Consider the following 25,525-nt stretch of genomic DNA (forward strand, 5'->3'; position numbering starts at 1 on the left):
GCTCAATGCAGCCACAAGGTGCTGAAAACAAACCCGTATTGATTGCAGGCCGGACAAGGCATCATCTGCTTTATTTTGAACGGGAAGGTCGAGTGAAATGAAAAGGGGACATTCCCATCACCCTTTTCAAATGCAGCAGGAAAGAACTACTTGATCGCCTTATTCCATTCGCGGAAAAACTTGATGCGGTTTTGCGGCTTGAGATAGTCGAGAAGCGCGTCATCAAGAGCAATCGGCTTGAGGTTTCCGCCCACCATCTCGTTGAGTGAATCCAGATCCAGATCACCATCAAGGTCGGTGCGAACGGATGGCAGGCCGTGTTGTGCAAGCGCTGTCTGGCCTTCTTTCGACAACATGAAATCGAGAAAGAGACGCGCTGCATTCGGGTGCGGTGCGCCACGCGGAATAACTGCGGGCCGTGAGAAGGCGGCGGTATAGTCTGTACCGAAAGCCACGCCGAGATTTGGTGTATTTTTCACCCAATCAAGTGCATAAGAGCCGATAACATTGATGGCCATAACATTTTCACCCGAAACGACTGTTTCACGCATGGTGCCGGTTGCTGCATAGGTTTTGACCTTTGCCGCGCCCATAGCCTTGGCCAAATCCCAAAAACTATCGCTATTACGCGCATCATTGGTCTGCATCAAAAAGCCAATGCCGCTTTTTTCAGGGTCGAAGGTGGCCATTTTATTTTTAAGTGTATCGGTATGTTCTTGGACATATTTGACAAGATCTGCACGCGTTTTGGGAAAAGTGCCTTCAGGAAACGCCTTGGTATTATAGATCACGCCAATTGGCTCCACCGTGGTGGCATAAACCATGTTTTTATAGTTGGCCCAAGATGGCAGGTTCTTGATCTCTGGCGATTGGTAGGTTTCAGCATAGCCGTCGGTGGCCAGTTTCAGCTGTAAGTCCATTGCCGAACTCCAGACCACATCACCGCCGGTCTGGTTGGCCTCTGCTTCAGCGACGGTACGGCTATAGGCATTGTTGGTGCCCATATCGGTAAAGTCGATCTTGATGCCGTATTTTTTTGTAAAAGCGTCGAGCAGGCCCTTGGCCAATTCTTCATCGGTTGCAGAATAAAGCGAAAGACGCCCTTCCTGTTTGGCTTTTGCAATAAGTTCGGCGTAATCGGCCGGATAACCTTCGGGGATGTCCTGTGCCTGAGCCGGCAAGGTTGCAAGCATAACGGATGCGGCAACAGTCATGCCTGTCATCATCGACAAAAATTTCATTTGGTTTCCTCCTCCAATGAAGCAAACAATGTCGTTGCGACACTGCTCTATGTCGGGTCTGCTCTCCTCCTCCAAAGAGTTTTGCAAACGCCATTTTGCTACTATGACATAGAAAGCTGACAGGAAGCTGTCATGAAACTCGGCTTTGACATGTCGTTTTTCTTATGCCTCTATAACAGCTGGAGACTATGAGGCTGGGAGGCATAGAGGGGCGTAAGGCGGGCTTTGGGAAGCCACCATGCGCTATCTTTGTCGGTGCCGGGAGGATGGATTTATCGTGCACATACTGCTTGTTGAAGACAATGATGATCTGGGCGAAGCCATTGAGGCACGCCTTCGTCAGCTTGGCCATGCAATCATCTGGGTACAAGATGGCGACGATGTCCTTGTCACCATTCGGTCGCACAATTTCGACGCTTTGGTGCTTGACCTTATGTTGCCGAATAAAAGCGGTTTCGACATCATCAAAAGTCTGCGCAGTTCTGGTTTCAGCCTGCCCATTGTCGTCATAACAGCGCGGTCTGAAATTGATGACAAGGTTAGTCTGTTTGATCTTGGTGCCGATGATTACCTTGTTAAACCCTTTGATTTCCGCGAGCTTGAAGCACGTTTGCGGGCGGCAATCCGTCGGGTTGGCGGCATCACCAGCAGTGTTGTGACCATTGGCAACACCAGTATCGATATGGCTGCCCATCAATTGGTCGTTGCCGGACAGGAGATGGAATATAACCGGCGCGAATATAAGCTGCTTGAAATACTCATGCACAATCTCAACAAAGCCGTATCGAAAGATCTGCTGATGGAACGATTATTCGATATAGATGACGATGTCTCGTTCAACGCTTTAGAAGTGTATATTTCACGCCTGCGGCGAAAGCTCGAAAAGTCGGATATCGAAATTCTCACCCTGCGCGGCGTCGGCTATCGGGTTCAGGAGCGACATGACCATGTTGTGTAGCCGTTTCATGTTCATCACGGGGGCATTTTTCAGCTTTCTGCAAAGCGCTTTTGCATCGGTTGATATCTATCCGGCATCGAATACACCATCTTCTACGCTGCATATTTACGGTACAACAGACGGCCCGCTTTTTTCCTCCTTCATCCGCGCATTCCAAAAGCTTAATCCGGGTATTGCTGTCCGTTATGAGGAGCTTGAAAGCGGTGCGGTTTTCAACGGTGTCATCCATGACGATCTCAATCCGAAAGCCGATCTGATTATTTCATCCGCTGTGGATTTACAGATGAAAATGGCAAATGACGGTTACGCGCTCGCCTATGCTTCCCCTTATCTCGAAGGTCTGCCTGATTGGGCGCATTGGCGGGATGAAGTGTTCGGTTTCACATTTGAGCCAGCCGTTATTGTTTATAACCGGCGGTTGATGGCCGCCGACGAGGCACCGCACACGCACTTGCAACTGGCAAAGCTTTTGGAAGGGCAAAAACAGCGCTTTATGCATAAAGTCGGTACCTACAATATAGCAACTTCCGGTGTAGGCTATGTGATGGCAACCCATGACGAGCTTATATCGTCGAATTTCTGGCGGCTTACTAATGCCTTTGCGGCGGTCAAGGCGCAATTGAGCGCATCATCGCCGGAAGTGCTGAGCGCGCTTGAAAGCGGCGATATTGCCATTGCCTATAATCTGCTTGGTTCCTACGCTTTTGCACGAGCCCTCAGAAATCCGGATCTTGTGGTGATTGTTCCCGACGATTATACGCTTGTGCTGGCACGTTCCGCCATCATCCCGCGTACATCCCGTCAGCCGGAGGCTGCCAAGCGTTTTGTTGATTTTCTCTTGTCGCGCCAAGGACAGGAGATCGCTGCCGGTGAAACCGGATTTGGGGCCATTATGCCAGAGGTGTCAGGCCGCTTCACGCAACAATCCATCATGAAAATGGGCCAAGGAGCCTTTCAGCCTATTGCCATGACGCCGACATTGCTTGTTGCTTATGATCATCAAAAAAGGGCGCAATTCCTGCGCGTCTGGCTTGATATTATTGGTGACCGCGAGGAAAAAGATGACGTACCGCGCACGATTGGACAACGACCGTGAAACGGCATTTCTCGCTCCGCCGCCGCGTGTCACTCATAGCATTTTTGTTGCTTTTTACCACAGGCATTGCCCTGCTTATCTTTATGCAGAAAAGTGTCGAGAGAGCGACGGAAAGTGCTTATGACAGGCTCCTTCTTGCATCGGCACGCACGATTGCCAATGCGGTCCAAACGGAAGATGGGCGGGTGGTGGTGGAAGTGCCGAGTGCGGCCTTTTCCATGTTTTCGGGTGATGACCGGACGTTCTATGTTGTCCGCCATGCCGACGGTAGCTACGTTACGGGATACCGGGACCTCGATGCGGGTCTGCCTTTGGCGGAGGCGGCCAATGGGCGTTTCGACACGATCAGCTACCATGATGAACCCATCCGAATTGTAACGGTGGGAAGGCTTGTGGCCTTCAATGATGCAACCGGCTGGGTAACAATCCGCGTGGCGCAAACCCGGCTGGAGCAATATATTTTGCAAAAAAGCATCATGCATAATGAGATCATCGCTATCGCGGCTTTGATGGTGATAGCACTGATTGTCATCTGGCTTGGTATCGGCTTGACCTTTTCGCCCTTGAAAAAACTGGAAAACGAATTGCATCGGCGCGATCCGTCCGATTTGTCGCCGCTGGAAAGTCCGGCACCGAATGAAATCAATGCGCTGGTTATTGCTTTGAATCTGTTTATGGCGCGGTTGCTTGCTGCTTCGGGGCGTATGCGTGATCTGGTGGCAGATGCGGCCCATCAAATACGCACGCCGCTGGCGTCATTGCGATCACAGGTGGAAGTTGCCGTCCATGAAACCGACGACCGCAAACGCCAGGAACGATTGTTGAAAATTGAACGGAGCGCCATACAGGCAAGCCAACTCGTCTCCCAATTATTGATGGATGCGACCATCGCCCATCGTCTTGAACAAAAGCAGGAAAGCGATGTCGATATCGATATATTGGTCGATGATGTGATCAATCGTTTAAATCCCGATGAAACACAAAGGGTTCGCGTTCGTATGGATGCGCAAACCCGCAATCTCCGCATCAAGGGTGACCGGATAGCTTTGCGCGAGATGCTGCGAAACCTGATTGACAATGCGCTGCGCTATTCTGATTTGGATGTGGTCATGGCCACCATGCGGGAAGGTCAATGGCTATGCATCAATATTATCGATCATGGCCCCGGTATTGATGAAACAGAACGCGACCTTGTTTTACAGCGGTTTCAGCGGGGGCGCAATGCGGGGCAATCCGTGGGGTCGGGTCTGGGACTGCCGATTGCAAAACAGGTGGCCGAAGCACATGGCGGTGTGCTTGACCTTTCTGATGCAGCCGATGGAAAAGGTCTGCGTGTCGAAGTCCGTCTGCCTATCAACTAGAGTGGTTCCCGATTGATGTGAAACAGCAATCGAATAAGATAGCGCGACAAATCAATAGGTCCTGACCCTAAAGTATTGAAAGCCTTTCTTCTGACAAAAGCCACTTTGTGCAACGGGATAGATGGCAGCTTTTTTCTGGCATCATTTTGCGCAACGCCTTCACCATGCTGCTGCATTGCCCATTGGGTCACATTGCAAAAAAGCGCCCGCTGATGACGCTTGTTACTCAGGCGCGCGCAAAAAGCGACATTGTCATGACTATCAAGTTGTATGGGAAAGCGCGACGATCAAGGAGGCAATTCGCTGCAATTTATCAAAAAATAACATGATTAAGATCAATTATGTTATAATTTGTTAAAATCTGTTGCAAAGTGATTGGGGAGTCGATAGCCTAACCACAGGAAATAGCAGGGAGGCTTTGATGCCTGAGAATTATAGCGTCTGTGTTGTGGGTTTAGGTTCTATGGGAATGGGCGCTGCACGTTCGTGCATTGCTGCCGGTCTTCATACCTATGGTGTGGATCTTGATGCAGCAAAATGCCGCTCGCTGGTTGATGCAGGTGCGATTGGTGCTGGCCCCACCTGTGATGAAGTTGAAAATCTCGATGCTTTGCTCATTTTGGTGGTCAATGCTGCACAATGTAAAGCGGTGTTGTTTGGCGAAAATGGTTTTGCCAGTCGCATGAAGCCGGGTGCCGCCATCATGGTGTCATCAACGATTTCCGCTACGGATGCAAAAGAGATCGCCGGTCTGCTGACACAAAATGGCCTGCTGGTTCTTGATGCGCCGGTTTCTGGTGGTGCGGTGAAAGCCGATGCCGGTGATATCACGGTCATGGCGTCTGGTTCCGATGTGGCTTTTGCCAAATTGGCACCTGTTCTGGAAGCCGTTGCGGGCAAGGTCTACAACATTGGTGAAGAGATCGGTTTAGGCTCGACAGTGAAGATTATTCATCAGCTGCTTGCAGGTGTTCACATTGCAGCCGGCGCAGAAGCGATGGCACTTGCCGCCCGCTCCAATATTCCTCTCGATGTCATGTATGATGTTGTCACCCATGCGGCTGGCAATAGCTGGATGTTTGAAAACCGGATGAAGCATGTGGTTGATGGTGATTATACGCCGAAATCCGCCGTGGATATTTTCGTCAAGGATTTACGTCTTGTAACAGAGACTGCACTGGCATTGAATTTTCCGCTCCCTTTGGCCAGTACGGCCTATACCATGTTCGCCAATGCATCCAATGCCGGTTTTGGCAAACAGGATGATGCGGCGGTGATAAAAACATTTGCAGGCATTCAATTGCCCGATAGGAGTGCCTGATATGCGGCTTGGTGTTATTGCCGATGATTTTACCGGCGCAACCGATATTGCGGGATTTCTGGTCAGCAATGGTCTGCGCACTGTGCAACTCAATGGTGTTCCGCCTAAAGACCTGGCGACAGATGCCGATGCGGTGGTGATCAGTTTAAAAAGCCGTTCTTGCGCACCTGAAAAAGCTATTTCTGAAAGCCTTGCAGCACTTGACTGGTTGCAAGCGCGCAATTGTGAACAGTTCTTTTTTAAATATTGCTCGACATTTGATAGTACCGCAAAGGGTAATATCGGGCCGGTAACCGACGCCTTGCTTGATGCGCTGAATGAAGATTTTACGGTGATTTGTCCGGTTTTGCCCGTCAATGGACGCACGATTTATCATGGCTATCTTTTCGTCAACGGCGTGCCATTGAGCGAGTCCGGTATGCGCGACCATCCTGTCACCCCGATGACCGACAGCAATATTATGCGCGTGATGGAAGCACAATCGCGCGGCCGTGCAGGCAATATTTGCGCGACCATTATTGATAGAGGCGTTGAAGCCGTCAGACAGGCGCTGCAGGATCTAAGGGCTGCAGGGGTTGATTACGCAGTCCTTGACGCGCTTAATGAAAGCCATATCGAGATATTGGGGCAGGCTGTCTCGGACATGAAGCTTGTCACCGGTGGTTCCGGTCTGGCAGATGGTATGGCGCGCGCTTGGACAGATTTACGTGGTGATGTCGCAAAGGCAGAATCTGCCGGTGCACCGGTTGAAGGCGCGACCGTTGTGATATCCGGCTCGTGTTCACAAATGACCAATGCGCAAGTTGCCGAATACAAGAAAAAGGCTGCCGCCTGTAGTATTGATGTTGCACGTGCTATGGATGATGGCACTTATTTTAAAGAAGTTGCTGATTGGGTTATCGCCCATCAGGGTGATGAATATGCACCCATGGTTTATGCAACAATGTCACCGGATGATTTGAAAGCGACCCAAAACCGTTTTGGTGCGCAAGAAGCCAGTGCAGCCATTGAAGCATTGTTTGCCAACCTCGCCCAGACTTTGGAAGCGCGCGGCTTTACCCGCTTCATCGTGGCTGGTGGTGAGACGTCCGGCTCTGTCACACAGGCGCTTGCTATTGATGGTTTTGCCATCGGCCCGCAGATTGCGCCCGGCGTGCCATGGGTGCGGGGTATCGGGAAGCCACTGTCATTCGCACTGAAATCAGGAAATTTCGGCAAGGAAGACTTCTTTTTTGCCGCTCAGACAATCTCGACAAGTAAAGGGAATTGATGCGATGCCACGTTTTGCTGCCAACCTTTCTATGATGTTTACAGAAGTACCGTTTATTGAGCGTTTTGGTCTGGCGGCCAAAGCAGGCTTTGAAGCGGTCGAGTTTTTGTTTCCTTACGACTATGCGCCGGAAGTGCTGGCTGCAGAATTGGAAAAACATCAGTTAAAGCAGGCATTGTTCAATATGCCTCCGGGAAATTGGGATGCTGGCGAGCGCGGCATGGCTGCCATTCCGGGGCGCGAGCAGGAATTTCGTGCCAATGTCGATAAAGCGATTGAATACGCCGTAGCCCTTGATTGCAAACTGCTTCATGCCATGTCCGGTCTTGTGGACGGGCTTGATCGTGCTGCATGCGAACAGAGTTTTATCGAGAATTTCCGTTATGCAGCCGATAAGGCGGCACCGCATGGCATTACGATTTTGGTGGAGCCTATCAATACCCGCAACATGCCCGGATATTTCATCAATCATCAGCTCGATGCGGTAGAGCTTCTGGAGCGTGTAGGCCGCCCCAATGTATCGGTACAATATGATCTCTATCACGCCCAGATCATGGACGGCGACCTGACCCGTCTGACCGATAAAATGGCCGGCAAATTCGCCCATGTTCAGGTGGCATCCGTGCCGGATCGCCATGAGCCTGACGAGGGAGAATTAAACTTTCCGCATCTTTTTGCGGCGCTGGATAATGCCGGTTATGAAGGATTTATCGGTTGCGAGTATAACCCGCGCGGTAAAACCGAAGACGGCTTGGGTTGGTTTGCACCTTACAGGAAAAACTGACCATGATACCGGCAGAAAGGCAGGCGCTGATTATCCAAAGATTGTCGGAACGCGGCGTTTTGTCTATCGCCGAGATTGCCGATATTTTGAATGTATCGCAGATGACGGTTCGCCGCGATATTCGTGCTTTGGAAGATCAGGGGCGCGCTTTATCTGTTGCCGGTGGCATCCAGCTTCCGGAAAGAATTTCCAGCGAACCTTCGCATTTGGCCAAACGCGCTCTCGCCCACCAGCAAAAAGCCGCGCTTGGCCGGTTTGCTGCCAGCATGGTCAAGCCGGGATCGATTGTCTATCTGGATGCCGGTACAACCATTCTCGAGATAGCACATCACTTGACGACAGTTCCCGATTTGACGGTTGTTACCAATGACTTTGTTATTGCAGCTTTTCTTAGTCAGGAAAGCGATTGCAGGCTTTTCCATACCGGTGGAGAGGTCGAGCGGGAAAACCAGTCTTGCGTGGGCACGTCAGCCGGTGTCGGCATTCGGCATTTCAATTTCGACCTTTCTTTTATCTCGACATCTTCCTTTGGGCCGCGGGGAATCTCCACGCCCCAGGAAAACAAAATTCCAGTCAAACGCGCGGTTGTTGAAAGTTCATCGAGAAAAATTCTGGTGACCGATAGCAGCAAATATGGCCGTGTCGGTACTTTCAATGCCATTCCGCTTGATACATTGACGGCAGTTATTACCGATAAAGCGCTACCGCAAAACGCGCAGGATGCCATTACGCAGCGTGGTGTCGAGCTTCATCTCGTTGATTACGCTGAAAATTCCATAGAAGGATCATAAAATGAATAAGATCGTCGTAACCGGTGGTGCGGGCTTCCTTGGCAGCCGCCTGATCAGTACACTTCTGGCAGCACAAGGGACAGAAAACTATCCGGCATTTGATCAGATTATCTCGGTCGACCTGGCCGAATGCCCGATTAAAGATCCGCGTGTTATCTCCATGACGGGTGATATTGCCAATGGCGAGTTTGCCCGCCAGGTCATCACCAAGGGTACCGTTGCGGTCTATCACATGGCTGCGGTATTAAGCGGCCAGTCGGAAGCGGAATTCGATGTCGGAATGCGTGTCAATGTCGACGGTACAAGAGCGCTTTTGGAAGCTGCACGCCATACCGAAGACAAGCCGATTTTCGTATTTACCTCATCATTGGCCGTGTTTGGCGGTGTTATGCCGGATACCGTCCCGGAGGATCTGGCATTGCTGCCGCAGTCATCCTACGGCGCTGAAAAAGCAATAGGCGAAATTCTGGTTGGCGACTATAGCCGTCGTGGATTTGTCGATGGCCGAGTATGCCGCTTGCCAACCATTGTGGTCCGTCCTGGAAAGCCAAATTCTGCCGCATCTTCTTTTGCAAGCGGCATTATCCGCGAGCCATTATCAGGTATCGCGTCCAACAATCCGGTTCCTCCTGCAACCCGCATGTGGCTTTCATCCCCCAATACGGTTGTCAAAAATCTCGCACATGCACTGACCGTTAGCGCCCAAAAGCTTGGCATCAACCGCGTGCTGAACCTGCCGGGCCTCTGCGTCAGCGTTGCGCAAATGCTCGATAGTCTGGAAAAGGTCGCCGGAAAAGACGTTCGGGCTTTGGTCAGCGAAGTGCCGGAACAGCGTGTTATCGACATTGTATGTTCATGGCCGGGCGATTTCGATGTGTCCAGACCGCTTTCCCTGGGCTTCACCAGCGATGCAGATTTTGACAGCATCGTCTGCCAGTATCGTGATGAATTCGTCACAAAATCATAAAGCATAGCAAAGACAATCAGGATAAAAAAATGACAGAGCAGGAACTTCGCCTATTGCTTGTCGAGCTTGGTGCAAGCCTCTTTCAAAGAGGGTTCAGCGTTGGCAGTGCAGGCAATATATCGGTCAGGCTTGAGGACGGTTATCTCATGACACCGACCAATTCTTCCCTAGGACGCCTAAGGGCTGAGAGCCTTAGCAAGCTTGATAAGGATTGGAACCACATTTCAGGCGACAAGCCTTCGAAAGAAGTATTCATGCATCGCGCCGTGCTGACAGCGCGTCCGCAGGCAGGAGCTGTTGTTCACCTGCATTCGACCTATGCGACTGCGGTCAGCTGCCTTGAAAACGGCAAAAACGACATGCCGATAGCGCCGCTGACACCTTACTTCGTCATGCGTATCGGGCGACGTCTTCCGATCGTGCGTTATTACCGGCCAGGCGATAGTGCCATGGAAAATGATATCCACGAAGAGGCAAAGACAGCATCGGCCATGTTGCTCGCCAATCATGGGCCGGTGGTTTCGGGAAAGACGCTTCTTGATGCGGTTTATGCAGCTGAAGAATTGGAAGAATCGGCACGGCTTGCACTTATGCTGAAAAATGAACCGGCGCGGCAACTGACCGCTGCACAGATCGATGATCTGTTGACAACTTTCAAATAAGAACAGCTCGAGGGAGGGCTATCTATGAATACCGATCTACAAACGGGCGGGATGGACAAGGCAAGGGAAGATTTCACCTATAGGAAGATTGCTATACGCATCGTTCCTATTTTGATGATCTGCTACATCGTAGCCTATCTTGACCGCGTTAATGTTGGTTTCGCTAAATTACAGATGGCCGACGATCTTGGCTTCAGCGAAACGGTTTACGGTTTGGGTGCCGGACTGTTCTTTATCGGCTATTTCTTTTTTGAAGTTCCAAGCAATATGCTGCTTCACCGTGTCGGCGCCCGTATGTGGATTGCCCGTATCATGATCACGTGGGGGCTTTTGTCGGGGCTTTTCGCCTTTGTGCAGACAGACTGGCAGTTCTATATTCTCCGCTTCCTCTTGGGTGTTGCCGAAGCAGGTTTCTACCCGGGCGTCATTCTTTATCTAACCTATTGGTTTCCGTCACATCGCCGTGGCAAGATGTTTGCGATTTTTCAGGCAGGCAGCCCTGCTGCGGGTATTTTCGGCAATCCTTTATCGGGTTGGATCATGGATCGTTTCCATTCAACCGCGGGTTGGCATGGTTGGCAGTGGATGTTCGTGCTTGAAGCTATTCCGGCTGTTGTCCTTGGTGTCGTTGTTCTTCTCTATCTCGATAATAGCGTGAAGGGTGCAAAGTGGCTCAATGATGAAGAAAAAGCTTTGGTCATGCGAGATATCGCTGCCGATTCAGAAGGAAAAGACGCCCATCATTCGTTCTTCGGCCTTTTGAAAAATCCTATGGTCTGGGTGATGACGCTGATCTACTTCTGCTTTGTCATGGGCCAGTATGGGTTGACCCTTTGGATGCCGACCCTCATCAAGGCTTCAGGCGTGACAAGCAATCTGACGATCGGGTTCCTTGGCGCTATTCCGTTCATTTGTGCGATTATCGCTATGATTATCTTTTCGCGTAGTGCCGACAAGCATCGCGAACGTCGTTGGCACCTTGTGGTCCCCGCACTCCTAGGTGCAGTTGGTTTCATTGTTGCAGCTTCGGCAACAAGCACCACTGTTTCCATCATCTTCCTGTCGATGGCTGCCGCCGGCGTGCTTGCCTGCGCACCGCTTTTCTGGTCGTTGCCAACCGCAATTCTCAGTGGAGCCGCAGCAGCTGCCGGTATTGCCATTATCAACTCTATCGCCAATCTCGCGGGCTTTGTCAGCCCTTACATGATCGGCACATTACGCGACCTGACACATTCGTCGGAAATCGGCATGTATGTGTTGGCGGGTTTCCTTGTGTTGGGTGCAGCCATTGTTCTGGCCATTCCGGCAAGCAAGGTTAACCGGTAAAACAGTCTTACCAATAAGACATGACGGGCGGCCTTCGGGCCGCTCTTTCTGTTTCAGGATTGTGTCGGCTGTACCTGTGGTTCAAGCCGTTGCTACGCCACCAACCCATTTCCTAAGTCCGTCTATGCTTTGGAAATCGGTAACTGCATAAGCCGCAATATGCGGATAATTTGCCTTGATCATATGGGCAAGTGCATTACCCGGCCCAAGATCAAGAACATGGGTCACGCCTTGTTCGCAAAGAGATAAAAGGGTCGATTGCCAATCAAGCGGCGCAGCAATGGCTTTGCTCAGTTTCGTTATGCCCTCAATTGAAGAATAGATGCGCATTCCATCAAGGCCGCTAAACAGAATACGATCATCGTTTAATGGCGTGGCGGCAACAGCCGAAATGTAGCGTTGAAACGGGGCTACCGCAGAAGAAAGGTAGTGGGTGTGCGAGGGAATAAAAACGGTAAGTGGCTCTGCTCGTTTGGCGCCAAGTTCTTTCAGCTCAGAACACAGACTGCCGACATGTTCGACGGGCCCACCTAAAACAAAGAAATCGTCAGGATTTCGAATTGCGAGGGAAAATGCATATTTTGATGAAACCGTTTCAACGGCCTTCAAAGGCAAACCCATGCTAAAGGCGAGCTGGCATGGAAGCTGGCACGAGGATGACATCAGCCTCGCGCGTTCCCATGTAATTTGCAGCGTCTGTTGTGTGGTCCAAATTCCACCAAGACAAAATGCTGCAACCTCGCCGACACTGTAACCCGCAACGGCAAATTGCTCGGGTAGGACATCTTTGATCAATCCATAATGGGCGAGAGACAATAGTACCGAGAAAAACTGGTTATATTGGTTTTGTGCCACAGTGGCAGGTGGCAGTCGGTGAAAAAGTGTAAGGGGATCCTCTGACAAGACATGCTTTGCCGGAGCCACTATGGATATTGGATCATTAGCCTTTGCAACAAGATCAAACGATCCGCTTTCCAACCTTCCTTGTCCGCCGCATAACAAAGCCAGCATGGTGTTATGCCTTTTCCAGACAGTCGATGAATAGAGTTGCTGCCAGCATGTCTGCAACACCGCCGGGTGAGAGATTGCGGGCAATAAAGATGCGATGGATTTTTTGTGCTGAATCCTGCCAATCCTTGACACTGATCGAGCCGTTTTTCAAAAAAGCTTGTGCACTGTCTTGGGCAAATTGCATGCCTTCCAGACCGCCGCGATGCAGCAGGTTTGTGTCTTCCATCTGGTTCAAAAGTGCCATTGTAACATGAACACGCTGCGCTTCGGGACAGGCGTTTAGATAACGCGCTTTTTCGAGCTCCGGCAGGCCGATATCATAGATGGTTGGAAAGCCGCAGGCCGCTTCAAGTCTTGCGCCTCCTGCACCATATTTTCTCGCGGCTTGATGACCGTGACTTGTCGCTATCACGGGGCCATCGATGATTGCTTTGCCCCATCTTTCGGCGATGATAGAACCAAGACGATGCTGTTTTTTTGAGTGTCTTTGCCGCCATCCATAGGCTGCGCTGATCAGCCCCATGGAAAATATTGCGCCGCGATGTGTATTAATGCCACCGGTGGCATGCAACATAGTTTCTTCTGCTTGCAATCCAATATGGCGCAATTCGTCCATTGTCGCATTTAAACGACCTGCTTGATAAAACCGTCTGAAAAACGGCTCTAAGGTTGCGGCGCTTTTTTCCAGCAGCGCACAATTCATATCGCGATGTGCACCATTATCGCGGTGACTGACGAGACCGGGTTTAGGAAAGGTTCGCACTTCCAAGCAAAGCGCCTTATGCGCCAGATGGCCGACCATAATGGCTAGCCACTGCGTTTTATTACTTGGGTGAATGACACTATCACAGTCGCGTTGCATCTTCGCTTCCAATCCACTCGGCATAGTCCATCATCCGCACGCCTTTTAAAGTTTTTACCAAAAGTTGCCTCACCGGTTTTTGGTTGAGTTCTCGCGATTGGACGCCGCCTGCTGCCGATATCAGTTCGCAGTCGATGACCATTGGAGCGTCCTTGCCAACCTCATTCAGTGCGTTGAGAAGTTGGGGAATCTCATGTTCCAAACTGTTGATATCGAGGCAAAGATCGAGATCGGACGTCGCGCTTAAATATTGGAAACCAGTCAGATATTGCCACGCAAGACTGCCGAAGACACGAAAGGCCGGCGTACATCTCATGAGTTTTTCGATTGTTGCGTGCCAATCTGTCGGTGCGCAGCCGGTGGTATCCAAAAGTAAAGGTGGTCGTTCTATTTTCTTGATGTGGTCGGCTTGCACGGTCAAAGACAATCGGCGTTTGCCTTGGGCAGGGGGCAGTGGCAAACCGAGTAATACCATGCCTTCATCCATATCGGCATTTTGTTGGCATACGATCAGCGGTAGATCGTTGTCCCGCCAGCATAATGGTGGTTGGGCGAAGTCTGCACCGGATTGAGGAAATCCATTTGATGTTCGGCAGAGAATGTTGGGATGTTCTACATCGCTATGCTGTTGCTTAACTGAAGAAGTTTGCACCGTTGCGGCAGCCCGCTCCAACGCGGCCCAGCCTTCTTTATTCAGCCAAACAAGATCGTGGCGATGCATCATCTTCATGCGTTTTGCGCCAATGCGACGATGTCCTCACTGATCGCCAGTGCTTTCAGGCGTCCTTTAAGCTCCAAACCTTTTTGGCGCCGCAAATCGGGATAAGGCGGGGAATTCATTTCGTCGATGAGTGTTGCAAGTTTTGCGCCAAGCGCATCATCATTATCCCATACCGTTTCAATACCGCCGGTTTGCAGAAGATTAGCCAATCCCGGCGCAAATACCGGCGTCCTCTTCGCCATGTCTTGTAACTTTTCCACCGATAGCTTGGTTACGCGCGCCATGGATGGCAGGTCCATCACTGCCGGATTGGCCGTCGGCAATGCGATCAAAATTTGCGTTGCCAACGCGCTGGCAATGAAAGCACCCGCAGCACTTGTGCCATATAATAAGCCAATGGTCGGATGGCCTTTCGCAGCTGCAAACAATAACGTCTTTGCAAGTTGTGCAAGATATTGATTGAGACCGAGCAGTTCATCCCTTTTGCTCATATTCTGGCTTGCTGAATCAACCAAAACGACAATGCAGCAATCAGGTGAAGTCTGCATGGCATCAAGAACCGCTTGTGACGATGCGCAGGCATCATCAATGGTCACACTAGCCCCATTGCAAAGCCCGATAATTCTCACATCCCGACCATTCAAGGTTGCTGTGGCACTCAGCCTATTCCCATCAATCTGGATGATCGTTTGCTTGCCAAAAAGCCGTTCAACCAACAAGGCGAGAGGTTGCGGCAGTGTGCTTTCGCTCCGCTTTTCATGATACGTTTCGCTTGGGAGGTTTTGGCGTGCTTTGTCGGCAATCGTTTTAAAGTCTTCCGTTTGCAATGATGGTATATCTTCCGGCTTTGAAACGCCAAGTTGCGCCCATATCTGCAGTGCATCAGGCGCACTACCGAAAGCATGCAGCCTTGCTGAAAGCTTGTTTTGTTGTGCAAGAATTGCGGATGAATCCAAATCAGATTTATCATTGAGGGCGTCAATAATGGCCCTGCGAAACTGCAGGATATCATCGTCGACAAATATATCCGCATCGCCCATGAGATAGCGGTGCTTACCCCCCATTGTGCGCCAGACAAGCGAACGGTCGCGCGAGTCAAATTCCTCTACCCCTTTATTGGTCTCTATGACCTCTGGCCCGCTTACACTCATGCGGCCATGTTCTGACATGACGATCTTGCTGGCGCAGGCCGCAATCAGGCTGCCACCACCATAACAACCAGCCCTGCCGCCGATTGCCACCACGATGTTTCGGCCTGCAAGTCTGGCTTCGATAATCGCCCGCATGATCTCAGCGATGGCAATCTCGCCTGCATTGGCTTCCTGCAATCGCACACCGCCGGTGTCAAGCAGCAATACCAGATCGCGTTGGTGCTTTTGCGCCGCTTGAATGAGCCCCAATAATTTGGCTCCATGAACTTCGCCAATGGCCCCGCCCATGAACCGTCCTTCTTGTGCCGCAATATAGATCTTACGATGCGCAAGTTCTGCTTCCCCCACAACCACACCATCGTCAAATTGTTCGGGAAGATCAAACAGTTTCAAATGCGGGCTTGTCTGTCTTTTTTCGGGGCCGAGAAACTCTTTGAAGCTATGCTGATCGACCAAGTCATGGATGCGCTGGCGCGCGCTTGCTTCATAGTAGCTTAGCTGTTCATTGGTTGCTGGTCGTGTCATTGCTCTGTCTCCTCAAGCAAGCGCATGGCCTGCGCCAGTCGTAACAAAACCGTATCTGGCCGTGCACCGCCGTCGTTTATCGAAATGCGCAGCCCGCCTGTTGCATGCGTATTCATAAAATCGTCCAGGACAGCCTGCCAAACCTCTGCAAAGCCATGCGAGGCGGTTTTGACATCGACTATGCACGCGTCAGGTGCAAGGTTATCCTCAATCAGCACTTCCAGATTGCCGGAGGCCACAACGCCCGCAATCGTCATTTTAGTTTTGCAGGTCGCCGGTTTGGCAGTTTTGAACTTGAAATTCAGATTTTCCATTTTGCGTACTCACCAATTACGGAACCGACTGGGGGGATTATAAAGATTGCCCGATTGCTGCATGATATCCTTGATGGAACGTGCGGCAAGATAGCGCCGGTCCGCATCAAGCGGATCCAGCCCCAGATCCTGCGGACGTTGGATGACGCCGCGTTGACGCAGCATTTCGACATAACTTTTATCGCGCTGGCGGCCGATCTCTGTATAACCGGCTACACCGCGTATGGCTTGTTCTCTATCGGTTGCGTTGCGACACAACAAAAGATTGGCAATGCCTTCCTCGGTGACAATATGGGTGACGTCGTCGCTGTAAACCATGATGGGGGCCAAATCGAGTTCAAGCTTTTCAGCCAGAATTTCCGCGTCCAGTCGCTCAACAAAAAGCGGGACGTTGTTTGCGCCGAATGTTTCACCCAATTGCACCACAAGTTTACGTCCGCGTCGTAGGGCAGCGGGCGTTTCGGGGTTGGCCTCTTCACCGGCTTTCAGCCATGCGGCACTGCCATGACGCCTTCCATGCGGATCCGACCCCATATTGGGTGCGCCGCCAAATCCGGCAACACGATCGGTTGTTACGGTCGAGCTGTGGCCATTAAGATCGATCTGCAGCGTGGAGCCGATAAACATATCGCAGGCATAAAGCCCCGCGGTCTGGCAGTATGCGCGATTGGAGCGCAGCGACCCGTCCGGGCCGGTGAAGAAGATGTCAGATCGTGCACGGATATAATCTTCCATACCGACTTCGGAACCGAAGCAATGGATTTGCTCGACCCAACCGGCTTCAATAGCCGGTATCAAAGTCGGATGCGGGTTCAACGCGAAATGGGTGCATATCCGGCCTTTAAGACCGAGCTTTTCACCATAGGTTGGTAACAAAAGCTCAATAGCTGCCGTGCTAAACCCGATGCCGTGGTTAAGCCGTTTTACCTGATAGGGTTCATATATGCCTTTCAATGCCATCATTGCGATGAAGATTTGCGTTTCTGTTATGGCGCCGGGATCGCGGGTAAAAAGCGGCTCGACGTAAAACGGCTTTTGGGCATCAACAACAAAATGGACAAGATCGCCGGGTATATCGACGCGCGGCACTTTGTCGACAATTTCAGCCACCTGCGCAATCACAAGCCCGCTTTTATAGGATGTCGCTTCGACAACAGTTGGCGTATCCTCGGTATTCGGTCCGGTATAGAGATTGCCATCCTTGTCGGCGCAAACCGCGGCGATCAGCGCGACATTGGGTGTCAGGTCGATGAAGTAGCGGGCAAAAAGTTCGAGATAGGTATGAACCGCCCCCAATTCTATTTTGCCGCCAAAAAGCATGCGGGCAATGCGGCCTGCTTGCGGGCCTGAATAGGAATAATCCAGACGTTTGGCTATGCCTTTGTCAAAAATATCCAGATGCTCGGGTAAGACAATGCCGGATTGTACCATGTGCAGGCTGTGGATTTGCTTGGGATCCTGTTTCGCAAGTGCTTTTGCCAGGATGTCGGCCTGCTTTTGATTGTCGCCTTCCAGACAGACTCGGTCGCCTGCATGTATCACATGGGCCAGAAATTTTTCTAAAACATCAAGCTTTATGATTTTGCCGTCGGCAAAGGGCCTTGCTGCGGAAATTCGTTGATCAAGCGCAGTTTTTTGCTTGTTCCAACTATGCATAACATCCTCCTGCATACAATAATGAATTTAAAATATATTAATGTATCCATATTGTCCATAATATTTATTTATTGTATGTTTTAAGTGAGCTTATTTTTTGGGAGGAAAAAATGAGGAATTTTAGTGATAAATCGATGAGCGCGCGGAGGTATCGAAAATGACGATATCCGGTGTGGCTCTTTTGGCAATCTGTACCCTTTTGGGTGGCTTTCTAGGAGATGTTTTGGGAAGGATATTGGGCGTACAGGCCAATGTCGGCGGTGTTGGTATCGCCATGATAATACTTATTGCCGCCCGCTTTTGGCTGAAGAAACGCGGCCTTTTAAGTCGTGGTGTCATTTTTGGCGTCGAGTTTTGGGGCGCGCTTTACATTCCGATCGTCGTGGCGATGGCGGCCAGTCAAAATGTTGTGGCTGCGGTCGAAGCTGGGCCTCTGGTTGTTGTGGCTGCGGTAAGCGCGATCATCGTTTGTTTCGCCTCCGTCGCGCTTATTGGCAAGATGAGCAGCACAACTGAAACGATGGATGAAATCGAAGCGCGTGAAAAGGCACAAGGAGACGCAAAATGAGTGAGATGATTTTCAATGTCCTCAACCATAATGCTCTTCTGACTGCTTTCGCATTTATTGGGCTGGTGATGTGGGTGTCGGCGCTATTGTCGAAATATCTGACATTTGGCCGTGTGCATGGTTCCGCTATCGCTATTCTCGTCGGTCTTGCCTTGGCTTTTTGGGGCGGGCTTGCAACCGGGGGGCAAAAAGGGCTGGCAGATGTTGCCGGTCTCACCGGTGTTGGGCTTATGGGGGGTGCCATGTTGCGTGACTTTGCCATTGTTGCGACAGCTTTTGAAGTGGATGTCGAACAGGCTAAAAAGGCTGGCATTATAGGATTCGTCGCCTTGCTGCTGGGGACAGTGCTGCCCTTTATTATTGGAGTGGTTGTGGCCTATGGTTTCGGCTATCGCGATGCCGTTTCTTTGACGACGATCGGGGCAGGGGCTGTCACATATATTGTCGGGCCGGTTACAGGCGCTGCAATCGGGGCAACTTCGGCCGTCATGGCATTGTCAATTGCGACGGGTGTGCTCAAGGCGATTTTGGTCATGATTGGTACGCCATTGGTAGCCCATCTGATTGGCTTGAACAATCCGCGTAGTGCAATGGTATTTGGCGGGTTGATGGGGACGGTCAGCGGTGTTAGCGGTGGTTTGGCTGCTACTGACCGTCGATTGGTGCCTTATGGTGCGCTGACTGCAACATTTCATACCGGGCTGGGTTGCCTTCTTGGGCCGTCTGTACTTTATTTGGTCGTGAAAATGATATTCTAGAAGTGTGGAAGAATGAACGATCATACCGGCGACATGGACCAGACAGGCTCACTTTCCGAGCGCATTAGAAATGCCCTGAGTGATGAAATTACCAGCGGTGTTTTACCGTCCGGTTCCGACCTTGATGAACAGCAATTGGCTTTGCGCTATGGTGTATCGCGCACGCCGGTGCGCGAAGCATTGCGCCATTTGGAGGCCAATGGACTGGCTGAAAAACGCGGTCGGCGGGGTCTCATCGTGACGCCGATGACGGCTGAACGTATAATGGATATGTTCGAAGCGACGGCCGAGATAGAGGCTATGTGTGTGCGCCTTGCCACATACCGCATGACACCACTTGAACGCAGCCATTTAATGCAGTTGCATGAAACTTCTTTCGCTATGGTGCAAAATAACGACATTGATGCCTATGATCGCCTCAACCGTCAATTCCATGAAGCAATCTACAAGGCGACGCATAATAGCTTTCTGGAGGAACAGGCTGTGTCAGTGCGGTCCAGGTTGAGTGCATTTCGACGCTCGCAGCTTCGCGAAGGCGACAGGATGAGCCGTTCACGCAATGAACACGACATGGTTATGCAAGCGATTTCACAAGGCGATGCAGAAAGGGCGGCACTGCTCATGCGCGCCCACATGTTGAATGCGGCAACGGCGCTCGCTCGTTACATAGAAAGCCGCCCTGTTGAACATTAGAGCGCTTTTCGATCTGATGCTATCTGGCCGGAGCGGCTTAAGCCTTTGAATTCCCACGGCATCTTATCCGATTGATGATTCACCTCAATCCGGAACATCTCTAATAAAGCAGTTGTTCGCTCCGCGCGGCTATCAGCAAAGAAAGCGCGTATCTGGATGTAATATGCGGACGAAATGCCCTCTCAAAAAAGCCGAGAAAATATTGCGAGATCTCAATCCAGTGCTTCGATTGTTTGTCGTCCTATCATTGACGAGATAGTTTTCTTATCCAAATTGACGGGAAGTGCGATGCATCATGAAGCAGCATTTTGCAGGTAGAAATCTTGCAAATATCGACGCATATGCCGATTATAGGTTGTAAAAATTATTCTTTTTTACGGAAATTAAGTCAAGCTAAGACGTATTTGAGTTGTTTTTCACGAAAATCAACCTTTGGTTGTATTCTTTTTCATGTGCGACAATTTGCTACAAACTGAGATAAATCAATGACTTGCTGGTCGGTTTTCCCATTTTGGGTCAGAAGTGTTTTTCACCTTATTCACTATAACTTGAAAAAAAAAATAATATCGTTAAAAGGCTAGGTGATTCTTTACCGGCTCATTAATCTTTCCGGTTTGTTTCAATAGTGCCTCAGGTCGGGTCTGAGTAGGGGTTATTTTCTAATTGCTTGTCGGTAGCCAGCTCGTGTAGCTGGACGATGCCGCTTTATGCCTGTAAGGGGGTCTTATGAGCTCTACGCGTTCAGTGCTTTATTTTTCACTCGTGTTGTCGATCTTATCTCTGTTGGCGCTAGGGTATACGTTGATATATCACGGCGACTTCATTGCGCACAACATCATTTTCAACTCTGCCATTGCGCTCTTCGATGTCGTTGTGTTGGTTTATGCCGTTTACACGATTATCTATGTTTCTAAAGGCATGGCACAGTGGGAGAGTTTCAAAAAGCATTTTCCGCGTGATGGTGAAGAGCCAAAACTCCGCGGCGGTATGCGTCTTTTGCGTGGACGACTTCAGGATCTTGTAAGTTTTGACGAGGGTGAAAGAACTGCTGCAGTCTCTCTCGTTTCCAAAGCGTTGGATTGGCGTGTTGATTTCATTTTCTACGCCGCAGGGGCGACGATTTCGCTTGGTCTATTGGGTACATTCTTCGGTTTGACCTTCACAATGGATGGTATCCGCGGATCCATTGATATCTTGTCTTCAAGTGATCAGGTCGATGCCAAATTGCTGGTAACCTCGCTTGCAGCGCCACTTGGTGGTATGGCGACGGCCTTCTCTTCATCAATGTTTGGTCTTGCATCATCTATCTGTGCCGGTCTTCTGGCCCACTTCATGGGGCGCGCCACGGATGGATGGGTATATGATGTGGAGAAATGGTCGTTTGTGGCCAGTGGAGAAAATGCGGCCGATATGATTGGTGAAGATCATGTTGCCGATGCAACGGGTCGCGCCGTCAATCGTCTTGCGGCTGTGCTTTCACGCCATGTCAATGTGGCGCGTGAAGATAGTGTGCGTTTGGTTGATGTTGCCGGCGGGTTTGTTCAAGGGCAAATCGCGCAACAACAGACGCTTGAAAAGATTCTAAAGGCTTTCGAGCAGCAATCCGATGTCATCAATAAGTCGGTGGTTACAATTCTTGATACCGTGGCGGGAAACAGCGATGCGTTGAAGCGTGTACTCGAAGTAACGCAAAATGGTAGTGAAGCCGTCATCCGCCTGACCGATGCATCGGAAGCAAATAGCGCTTTCATTGCTCGTGCCACCGAGGCTGCGGAGCGCAATAGTGAATCTGTAGCGCAGACAGTCGCACAGGTTGGCCAAGTGCGTGTCGAATTTGTCGGCGGTCTTGAAAGCTTGTTACAAAAACTCGTCCAGATTGAAAAGAATACGCTGGCAATCGAGCATCAAACATCACGTGTTGTCTTGAATGGCAATGAGCAGCAAGCCGCCCTTGAAATGGCAGCCCAAGTATTGCGCGCGCAACAGCAGGCCGTCATGGAAGGCATGCGCGATTTGACTGAGGCACGTGTGTCTATTGTTTCGGCTGTCAAAGCGGCACAGAGAACAGTTGCTGATCCTTATGTGAAAGGATAAATGCGATGCATTGCTCTTATGTGTTAAGACGTCTGGCCTCGGTTTTGCTAGTCGGTTGCTGTGCCATTTCTTCAGGTTGTGCTTCCGATAGGGCCGGTAGAAATGGCTCTCCCGCTATCGACCCGGTGACTACGCGATCAGTGCAATCACAAGATCGAAATGGCTCTGCGGTCGATGCTGCAGGCGAGCGCAAATTTCCCAAACGTGAAAATCGCCTACTGAGCCTGCAAGAAGCCTTGAAGATGGCGGCAGACTATTCCTGGACAATGCAAATTGCCCAAGGCGAATTGGATATAGCTGACTCACGCGTGTCCCAGGCACGTGCCAAATATTACCCCGTTGTCAGTGCGGAAGTGAATGCCCCAACCGTCCGTCACGATGGCGGTATAGATGGGCGAGATCGCGACTTTGAAGATGTTGCTTATGCGGGTATTGATGTGCGTTATAACATCTATGATTTTGGAAGGCGTAAGTCTGAAAATCTGGTTGCCGAACACAATTTGCGTGCAAGCAGCCATGCAAAGCGTGCTGAAGACCTAACCGTACTTTTCGACACGGCCAACGCTTATCTATCAGTGCAGGCTTATACCGAACAAATGAGTGCGGCTTCGCAATATGTGCACAAGATAGAAGCACTGAACCAGACTATCGCAGAGAGTGTGGCTGGTGGTATTTCGCCGCAGTCGGACGCTGTAAGAGGTCGTTTGGCTCTCAGCAATGCGATAAATCGCCGTAAGAATATTGAACTCACTCTTTCGCGTGCACGCCAGCGGCTCAACGCATTGGTAGGGATTGATGTGACGGTGATGCAGCCAAAGCGTGTTGCTTTGCCGCGTGTCAAAGGGCTGGAAAGTGTGGCTGTTGTTGCGGCTGACGAAAATCCGGCAGTCTTGGCGCGAGGGGCGGCTCTGGATGGAAGTATGGAAAACGTTGTTGGCGCTAAAGCTGACCGGTTACCGCGCCTTGATCTTTCGGTTGACTACAAGCGGGCTTTGGAAAGTGTTGATGATCTTTATGATGTTTCCAGTACCGATGGCGGCGTCAAATTGAAGCTGACTTTCGACATTTTCGATATGTCGAAAAAAGGCAAGATCAGCGAAGCTTATGCGCAGGTAAATGTAGCCAAGGCGCAATTGGGCAAAGAGCGTGCTACAATTGACGATCAGGTGCGGGCGTTGCTGGGTGATATCGATATTACGGCGCAGCAATGGGCCATCAGCCAGGAAGCAAGTTTCGAGGCCAATAAAACCCGCGGTCTCTATCTTGACGAGTTTCGTTTGGGTGACAGAAAGCTGTCTGATCTGATTTCCGCAGAAACAGAATATTTCATGGCGCATACCGACTCTATCGATGCGCGCTATGGTTTTATCCGGTCTGTTTTCAGTATCTATTATCTAGCCGGCAAGCCGCGTGATGGCCTTGTCGCTCTTCAGCTGTTGGAGCAATAATATGTCGAGCAAACGCGGAGGTGAAAGTATCTGGATTGCGTATGCAGATATGCTCACCGTTCTGTTGATGGTTTTTCTTCTGCTCTCGATGCTTTTTCAGGTGATCGTGGCAACGTCGAAAATCGCCGGGCCTGAAGACGAGGTCGGCAATCAACAGGCCAAGGCGCCTGTCGATGCGACAACGCAGGCTGGCGATCCGACCGCACCGGTTTCACTTGAAAAGACTGAGGACAAAGAATCCGGAGCAGGCGATAGTCAGGAAGCAGTCAAGTTGCCATTGGTGATGGTGGATACGCAGGTTCTCCAACCGCGAGATGGTGATCTGAGGTTGAATATCGAGCTTAGTCGTACCTATATTACCACTATACAGCAGGAGCAGGTGCGTGCTTGGGCACGGCAAAACCGAGAGAAACTGTCATTGCATAAGCTGCGGATTTATTCCGTGGCGCGCAGTGTTGGTGTTTCAACCGGAGACGTTTTGTCCATGCAGGTTAATCGTGTCGTGGCTACTATGGCAGCCTTGCGTAAGGAAAACGTCGCTATCAAAAATATTCTGTTTGATAATTTGATCGTTCCCGACAATGCCGGTGATTATCTTATTTTGAGGTTTGAGGAAGCCAATGGCAGCACCTTACAGCCGAAACGATAATGTCGTCGCGGTGATAAAAAACGCGACGCTGCAAAAGAAGCTTCTTGCTCTATGCCTTTTTGCCGCCTTCTTATGGGCGGCTTTTTGGCCGTTTGATGTGTTGGTGCGGGGTATGGGTATTATTCGTGTTGAAGGACACAATATTCAGATACAGCACGCCGAAGGCGGTGTTTTAAAGCAGTTGCTTGTTACGACGGGCGAAAATGTCAAAGCTGGTCAGGCCTTGGCAACGGTCGAAAATCTGACAATTGCAGAAGATAATGAAAGCAATCTCATTGCGGTGCGGGCTTTTGAGCTCCGTGAAAATCGGTTGCGGGCTGAATTGGATGGAAAAGATTTTAATCCACCTCCGCCAGCCAACCCGAAATTGGCCGAAATCTATCGCAATGAAACAGATCTCTATAATGCGCGTCGTCGTGCACTCAATGAGTCGATCGCGATCGCAAAAACACAGTTCGAGCAAAAAGAAGCACAGTTGACATCGAACAATGTGGCTATCGAGAATTTGGGCGCAGAAATGCAGCTTTCCAATGAGCATATCAAATTGTTGGAACCGTTGGTTGCGCGTGGTGCGGCCGCCGAAGCGACTTTGGTACAGCGCAGACTGGAATATCAAAAGGTGTTGAGCGCCCTTGCAGATGCGCGTTCAAAAATTCCTGGAATGACGTCGGCCCGTGATGAGGCGCGGCTGAAAATGTCTATGTACCGAACGGAATTTGTTGAAGACGCCAACAAGCAACTGGCCGAAGTTCAGGTCAAGCTGGAAACGGCGAGAGCGCAGTGGGAAGCCAGCCAGAAAAGGGCTTTGAATTCTGAAGTCACGTCACCGGTGGATGGTGTTATCCAGCAAGTGGTCATGCCGCATGTAGGTGCCGTATTGCGTCCGGGAGAAAAGCTCTTTGAAATTGCGCCAAGCAAAGTTCCGCTGGTTGCAGACGTTAAGGTGGTTCCGCAGGATAGAGACCGTTTGTGGGTTGGGCAGGATGTGCGCGTGCGCGTCATGGCGATTTCAAACTATAGCAGTCCGACACTAAAAGGTAAGGTTGCGGTGATCAGTGCAGATGCCGTCGGCGACGACGAAAAGGGGCGCTACTATGAAGTTACCGTCAATATGGATGCACAGCCGGACAATATGAAAATATTTCCCGGTATGACCGTCGAGACATTCGCGCTGGCTGGGCAGAGAACATTTCTGCAATATCTGTTCAAGCCGTTTGTCGATGGTATGTCGATCGTCTTCAGCGAATGAGGCGCAAAAATGCCGCAGTTGTCCTTTTTAACGAAATAGACTATGAAAT

24 protein-coding genes and 1 pseudogene are annotated in these 25,525 nt (G+C 50.6%); 17 read left to right on the forward strand and 8 right to left on the reverse strand.

Annotated elements, in window-relative coordinates:
- Window positions 1-146: 146 nt before the first annotated feature.
- A complete protein-coding gene (locus ACYSNS_RS09405) occupies window positions 147-1,241 on the reverse strand; it encodes an ABC transporter substrate-binding protein (protein ID WP_461722899.1) in 1,095 nt (364 codons plus the stop codon).
- Between the two features lie 277 nt (window positions 1,242-1,518).
- On the opposite strand from ACYSNS_RS09405, the gene ACYSNS_RS09410 reads away from it, so the two are divergent.
- The 10 genes from ACYSNS_RS09410 to ACYSNS_RS09455 all read left to right on the forward strand — a co-directional run bounded on the left by ACYSNS_RS09410 (window position 1,519) and on the right by ACYSNS_RS09455 (window position 11,777).
- Complete coding sequence (locus ACYSNS_RS09410) at window positions 1,519-2,199, forward strand: response regulator transcription factor (RefSeq protein ID WP_461722900.1); 681 nt, start codon at window positions 1,519-1,521, stop codon at window positions 2,197-2,199.
- A complete protein-coding gene (locus tag ACYSNS_RS09415; RefSeq protein WP_461722901.1) occupies window positions 2,183-3,295 on the forward strand; it encodes an ABC transporter substrate-binding protein in 1,113 nt (370 codons plus the stop codon). Before ACYSNS_RS09410 ends, ACYSNS_RS09415 begins: the two co-directional genes overlap by 17 nt.
- Window positions 3,292-4,656 (forward strand): sensor histidine kinase, encoded by a 1,365-nt coding sequence (locus tag ACYSNS_RS09420; RefSeq protein WP_461722902.1) that lies wholly within the window; start codon window positions 3,292-3,294, stop codon window positions 4,654-4,656. Before ACYSNS_RS09415 ends, ACYSNS_RS09420 begins: the two co-directional genes overlap by 4 nt.
- A gap of 421 nt (window positions 4,657-5,077) precedes the next feature.
- Window positions 5,078-5,977, forward strand: a complete 900-nt coding sequence (gene ltnD / locus ACYSNS_RS09425) for an L-threonate dehydrogenase (protein WP_461722903.1) — start codon at window positions 5,078-5,080, stop codon at window positions 5,975-5,977.
- A 1-nt stretch (window position 5,978) separates the two neighbouring features.
- Window positions 5,979-7,247, forward strand: coding sequence for a 3-oxo-tetronate kinase (gene otnK, locus ACYSNS_RS09430; protein ID WP_461722904.1), 1,269 nt, complete (start codon window positions 5,979-5,981; stop codon window positions 7,245-7,247).
- 4 nt (window positions 7,248-7,251) lie between these two features.
- Entirely contained in the window at window positions 7,252-8,031 is a 780-nt protein-coding gene (gene otnI, locus ACYSNS_RS09435; RefSeq protein ID WP_461722905.1) for a 2-oxo-tetronate isomerase, read from the forward strand.
- A 2-nt stretch (window positions 8,032-8,033) separates the two neighbouring features.
- Window positions 8,034-8,822, forward strand: coding sequence for a DeoR/GlpR family DNA-binding transcription regulator (locus ACYSNS_RS09440; protein WP_461722906.1), 789 nt, complete (start codon window positions 8,034-8,036; stop codon window positions 8,820-8,822).
- A gap of 1 nt (window position 8,823) precedes the next feature.
- Entirely contained in the window at window positions 8,824-9,789 is a 966-nt protein-coding gene (gene denD / locus ACYSNS_RS09445; protein WP_461722907.1) for a D-erythronate dehydrogenase, read from the forward strand.
- Between the two features lie 29 nt (window positions 9,790-9,818).
- Window positions 9,819-10,451 (forward strand): 3-oxo-tetronate 4-phosphate decarboxylase, encoded by a 633-nt coding sequence (otnC, locus tag ACYSNS_RS09450; protein ID WP_461722908.1) that lies wholly within the window; start codon window positions 9,819-9,821, stop codon window positions 10,449-10,451.
- A gap of 24 nt (window positions 10,452-10,475) precedes the next feature.
- Window positions 10,476-11,777, forward strand: coding sequence for an MFS transporter (locus tag ACYSNS_RS09455; protein ID WP_461722909.1), 1,302 nt, complete (start codon window positions 10,476-10,478; stop codon window positions 11,775-11,777).
- A gap of 81 nt (window positions 11,778-11,858) precedes the next feature.
- Here ACYSNS_RS09455 and ACYSNS_RS09460 read toward each other — a convergent pair whose 3' ends face one another.
- The 7 genes and pseudogenes from ACYSNS_RS09460 to mdcA all read right to left on the reverse strand — a co-directional run bounded on the left by ACYSNS_RS09460 (window position 11,859) and on the right by mdcA (window position 18,017).
- Window positions 11,859-12,788 carry an ACP S-malonyltransferase gene (locus ACYSNS_RS09460; protein ID WP_461722910.1) on the reverse strand — a complete coding sequence of 310 codons (930 nt, stop codon included), beginning with the start codon at window positions 12,786-12,788 and terminating at the stop codon, window positions 11,859-11,861.
- Between the two features lie 4 nt (window positions 12,789-12,792).
- Complete coding sequence (mdcB, locus tag ACYSNS_RS09465; protein WP_461722911.1) at window positions 12,793-13,650, reverse strand: triphosphoribosyl-dephospho-CoA synthase MdcB; 858 nt, start codon at window positions 13,648-13,650, stop codon at window positions 12,793-12,795.
- Window positions 13,634-14,380, reverse strand: a complete 747-nt coding sequence (mdcG, locus tag ACYSNS_RS09470; protein ID WP_461722912.1) for a malonate decarboxylase holo-[acyl-carrier-protein] synthase — start codon at window positions 14,378-14,380, stop codon at window positions 13,634-13,636. Before mdcG ends, mdcB begins: the two co-directional genes overlap by 17 nt.
- A complete protein-coding gene (locus tag ACYSNS_RS09475) occupies window positions 14,377-15,000 on the reverse strand; it encodes a biotin-independent malonate decarboxylase subunit gamma (protein WP_461723063.1) in 624 nt (207 codons plus the stop codon). Before ACYSNS_RS09475 ends, mdcG begins: the two co-directional genes overlap by 4 nt.
- Window positions 15,001-15,150: 150 nt before the next feature.
- Window positions 15,151-16,047, reverse strand: a pseudogene (locus ACYSNS_RS09480) (biotin-independent malonate decarboxylase subunit beta); the annotation flags it as partial.
- Window positions 16,044-16,361, reverse strand: coding sequence for a malonate decarboxylase acyl carrier protein (gene mdcC / locus ACYSNS_RS09485; protein ID WP_461722913.1), 318 nt, complete (start codon window positions 16,359-16,361; stop codon window positions 16,044-16,046). The gene mdcC and the pseudogene ACYSNS_RS09480, both read right to left, overlap by 4 nt.
- Before the next feature lie 9 nt (window positions 16,362-16,370).
- Window positions 16,371-18,017, reverse strand: a complete 1,647-nt coding sequence (gene mdcA, locus ACYSNS_RS09490; protein ID WP_461722914.1) for a malonate decarboxylase subunit alpha — start codon at window positions 18,015-18,017, stop codon at window positions 16,371-16,373.
- A gap of 157 nt (window positions 18,018-18,174) precedes the next feature.
- On the opposite strand from mdcA, the gene madL reads away from it, so the two are divergent.
- From madL to ACYSNS_RS09525, 7 genes are all read left to right on the forward strand, one after another.
- The gene (gene madL / locus ACYSNS_RS09495; protein ID WP_461722915.1) at window positions 18,175-18,585 is read left to right on the forward strand and encodes a malonate transporter subunit MadL; all 411 of its coding nucleotides are present in this window, start codon (window positions 18,175-18,177) and stop codon (window positions 18,583-18,585) included.
- Window positions 18,582-19,343, forward strand: a complete 762-nt coding sequence (madM, locus tag ACYSNS_RS09500; RefSeq protein ID WP_461722916.1) for a malonate transporter subunit MadM — start codon at window positions 18,582-18,584, stop codon at window positions 19,341-19,343. Before madL ends, madM begins: the two co-directional genes overlap by 4 nt.
- A 12-nt stretch (window positions 19,344-19,355) precedes the next feature.
- Window positions 19,356-20,036: a GntR family transcriptional regulator gene (locus ACYSNS_RS09505; protein ID WP_461722917.1), complete on the forward strand. Its 681-nt coding sequence runs from the start codon at window positions 19,356-19,358 to the stop codon at window positions 20,034-20,036.
- A 726-nt stretch (window positions 20,037-20,762) separates the two neighbouring features.
- Window positions 20,763-22,130 carry a hypothetical protein gene (locus tag ACYSNS_RS09510; RefSeq protein WP_461722918.1) on the forward strand — a complete coding sequence of 456 codons (1,368 nt, stop codon included), beginning with the start codon at window positions 20,763-20,765 and terminating at the stop codon, window positions 22,128-22,130.
- 5 nt (window positions 22,131-22,135) lie between these two features.
- Window positions 22,136-23,578 carry a TolC family protein gene (locus ACYSNS_RS09515; RefSeq protein ID WP_461722919.1) on the forward strand — a complete coding sequence of 481 codons (1,443 nt, stop codon included), beginning with the start codon at window positions 22,136-22,138 and terminating at the stop codon, window positions 23,576-23,578.
- Window position 23,579: 1 nt separating this feature from the next.
- Window positions 23,580-24,227 (forward strand): hypothetical protein, encoded by a 648-nt coding sequence (locus ACYSNS_RS09520; RefSeq protein ID WP_461722920.1) that lies wholly within the window; start codon window positions 23,580-23,582, stop codon window positions 24,225-24,227.
- Entirely contained in the window at window positions 24,199-25,476 is a 1,278-nt protein-coding gene (locus ACYSNS_RS09525; protein WP_461722921.1) for an HlyD family type I secretion periplasmic adaptor subunit, read from the forward strand. The genes ACYSNS_RS09520 and ACYSNS_RS09525 overlap by 29 nt, the downstream gene beginning before the upstream one ends.
- The last annotated feature ends 49 nt before the right edge of the window (window positions 25,477-25,525 follow it).

Source organism: Bartonella sp. LJL80 (genome assembly GCF_054871565.1).

Bases quoted from the DNA above. Each gene is read 5' to 3' on its own strand.
- ACYSNS_RS09405 (WP_461722899.1), bottom strand. From the start codon at position 1,241: ATGAAATTTTTGTCGATGATGACAGGCATGACTGTTGCCGCATCCGTT.
- ACYSNS_RS09415 (WP_461722901.1), top strand. From the start codon at position 2,183: ATGACCATGTTGTGTAGCCGTTTCATGTTCATCACGGGGGCATTTTTC.
- ltnD (WP_461722903.1), top strand. From the start codon at position 5,078: ATGCCTGAGAATTATAGCGTCTGTGTTGTGGGTTTAGGTTCTATGGGA.
- otnK (WP_461722904.1), top strand. From the start codon at position 5,979: ATGCGGCTTGGTGTTATTGCCGATGATTTTACCGGCGCAACCGATATT.
- otnI (WP_461722905.1), top strand. From the start codon at position 7,252: ATGCCACGTTTTGCTGCCAACCTTTCTATGATGTTTACAGAAGTACCG.
- ACYSNS_RS09440 (WP_461722906.1), top strand. From the start codon at position 8,034: ATGATACCGGCAGAAAGGCAGGCGCTGATTATCCAAAGATTGTCGGAA.
- denD (WP_461722907.1), top strand. From the start codon at position 8,824: ATGAATAAGATCGTCGTAACCGGTGGTGCGGGCTTCCTTGGCAGCCGC.
- otnC (WP_461722908.1), top strand. From the start codon at position 9,819: ATGACAGAGCAGGAACTTCGCCTATTGCTTGTCGAGCTTGGTGCAAGC.
- ACYSNS_RS09455 (WP_461722909.1), top strand. From the start codon at position 10,476: ATGAATACCGATCTACAAACGGGCGGGATGGACAAGGCAAGGGAAGAT.
- ACYSNS_RS09460 (WP_461722910.1), bottom strand. From the start codon at position 12,788: ATGCTGGCTTTGTTATGCGGCGGACAAGGAAGGTTGGAAAGCGGATCG.
- mdcB (WP_461722911.1), bottom strand. From the start codon at position 13,650: ATGCAACGCGACTGTGATAGTGTCATTCACCCAAGTAATAAAACGCAG.
- mdcG (WP_461722912.1), bottom strand. From the start codon at position 14,380: ATGAAGATGATGCATCGCCACGATCTTGTTTGGCTGAATAAAGAAGGC.
- mdcC (WP_461722913.1), bottom strand. From the start codon at position 16,361: ATGGAAAATCTGAATTTCAAGTTCAAAACTGCCAAACCGGCGACCTGC.
- mdcA (WP_461722914.1), bottom strand. From the start codon at position 18,017: ATGCATAGTTGGAACAAGCAAAAAACTGCGCTTGATCAACGAATTTCC.
- madL (WP_461722915.1), top strand. From the start codon at position 18,175: ATGACGATATCCGGTGTGGCTCTTTTGGCAATCTGTACCCTTTTGGGT.
- madM (WP_461722916.1), top strand. From the start codon at position 18,582: ATGAGTGAGATGATTTTCAATGTCCTCAACCATAATGCTCTTCTGACT.
- ACYSNS_RS09505 (WP_461722917.1), top strand. From the start codon at position 19,356: ATGAACGATCATACCGGCGACATGGACCAGACAGGCTCACTTTCCGAG.
- ACYSNS_RS09510 (WP_461722918.1), top strand. From the start codon at position 20,763: ATGAGCTCTACGCGTTCAGTGCTTTATTTTTCACTCGTGTTGTCGATC.
- ACYSNS_RS09515 (WP_461722919.1), top strand. From the start codon at position 22,136: ATGCATTGCTCTTATGTGTTAAGACGTCTGGCCTCGGTTTTGCTAGTC.
- ACYSNS_RS09520 (WP_461722920.1), top strand. From the start codon at position 23,580: ATGTCGAGCAAACGCGGAGGTGAAAGTATCTGGATTGCGTATGCAGAT.
- ACYSNS_RS09525 (WP_461722921.1), top strand. From the start codon at position 24,199: ATGGCAGCACCTTACAGCCGAAACGATAATGTCGTCGCGGTGATAAAA.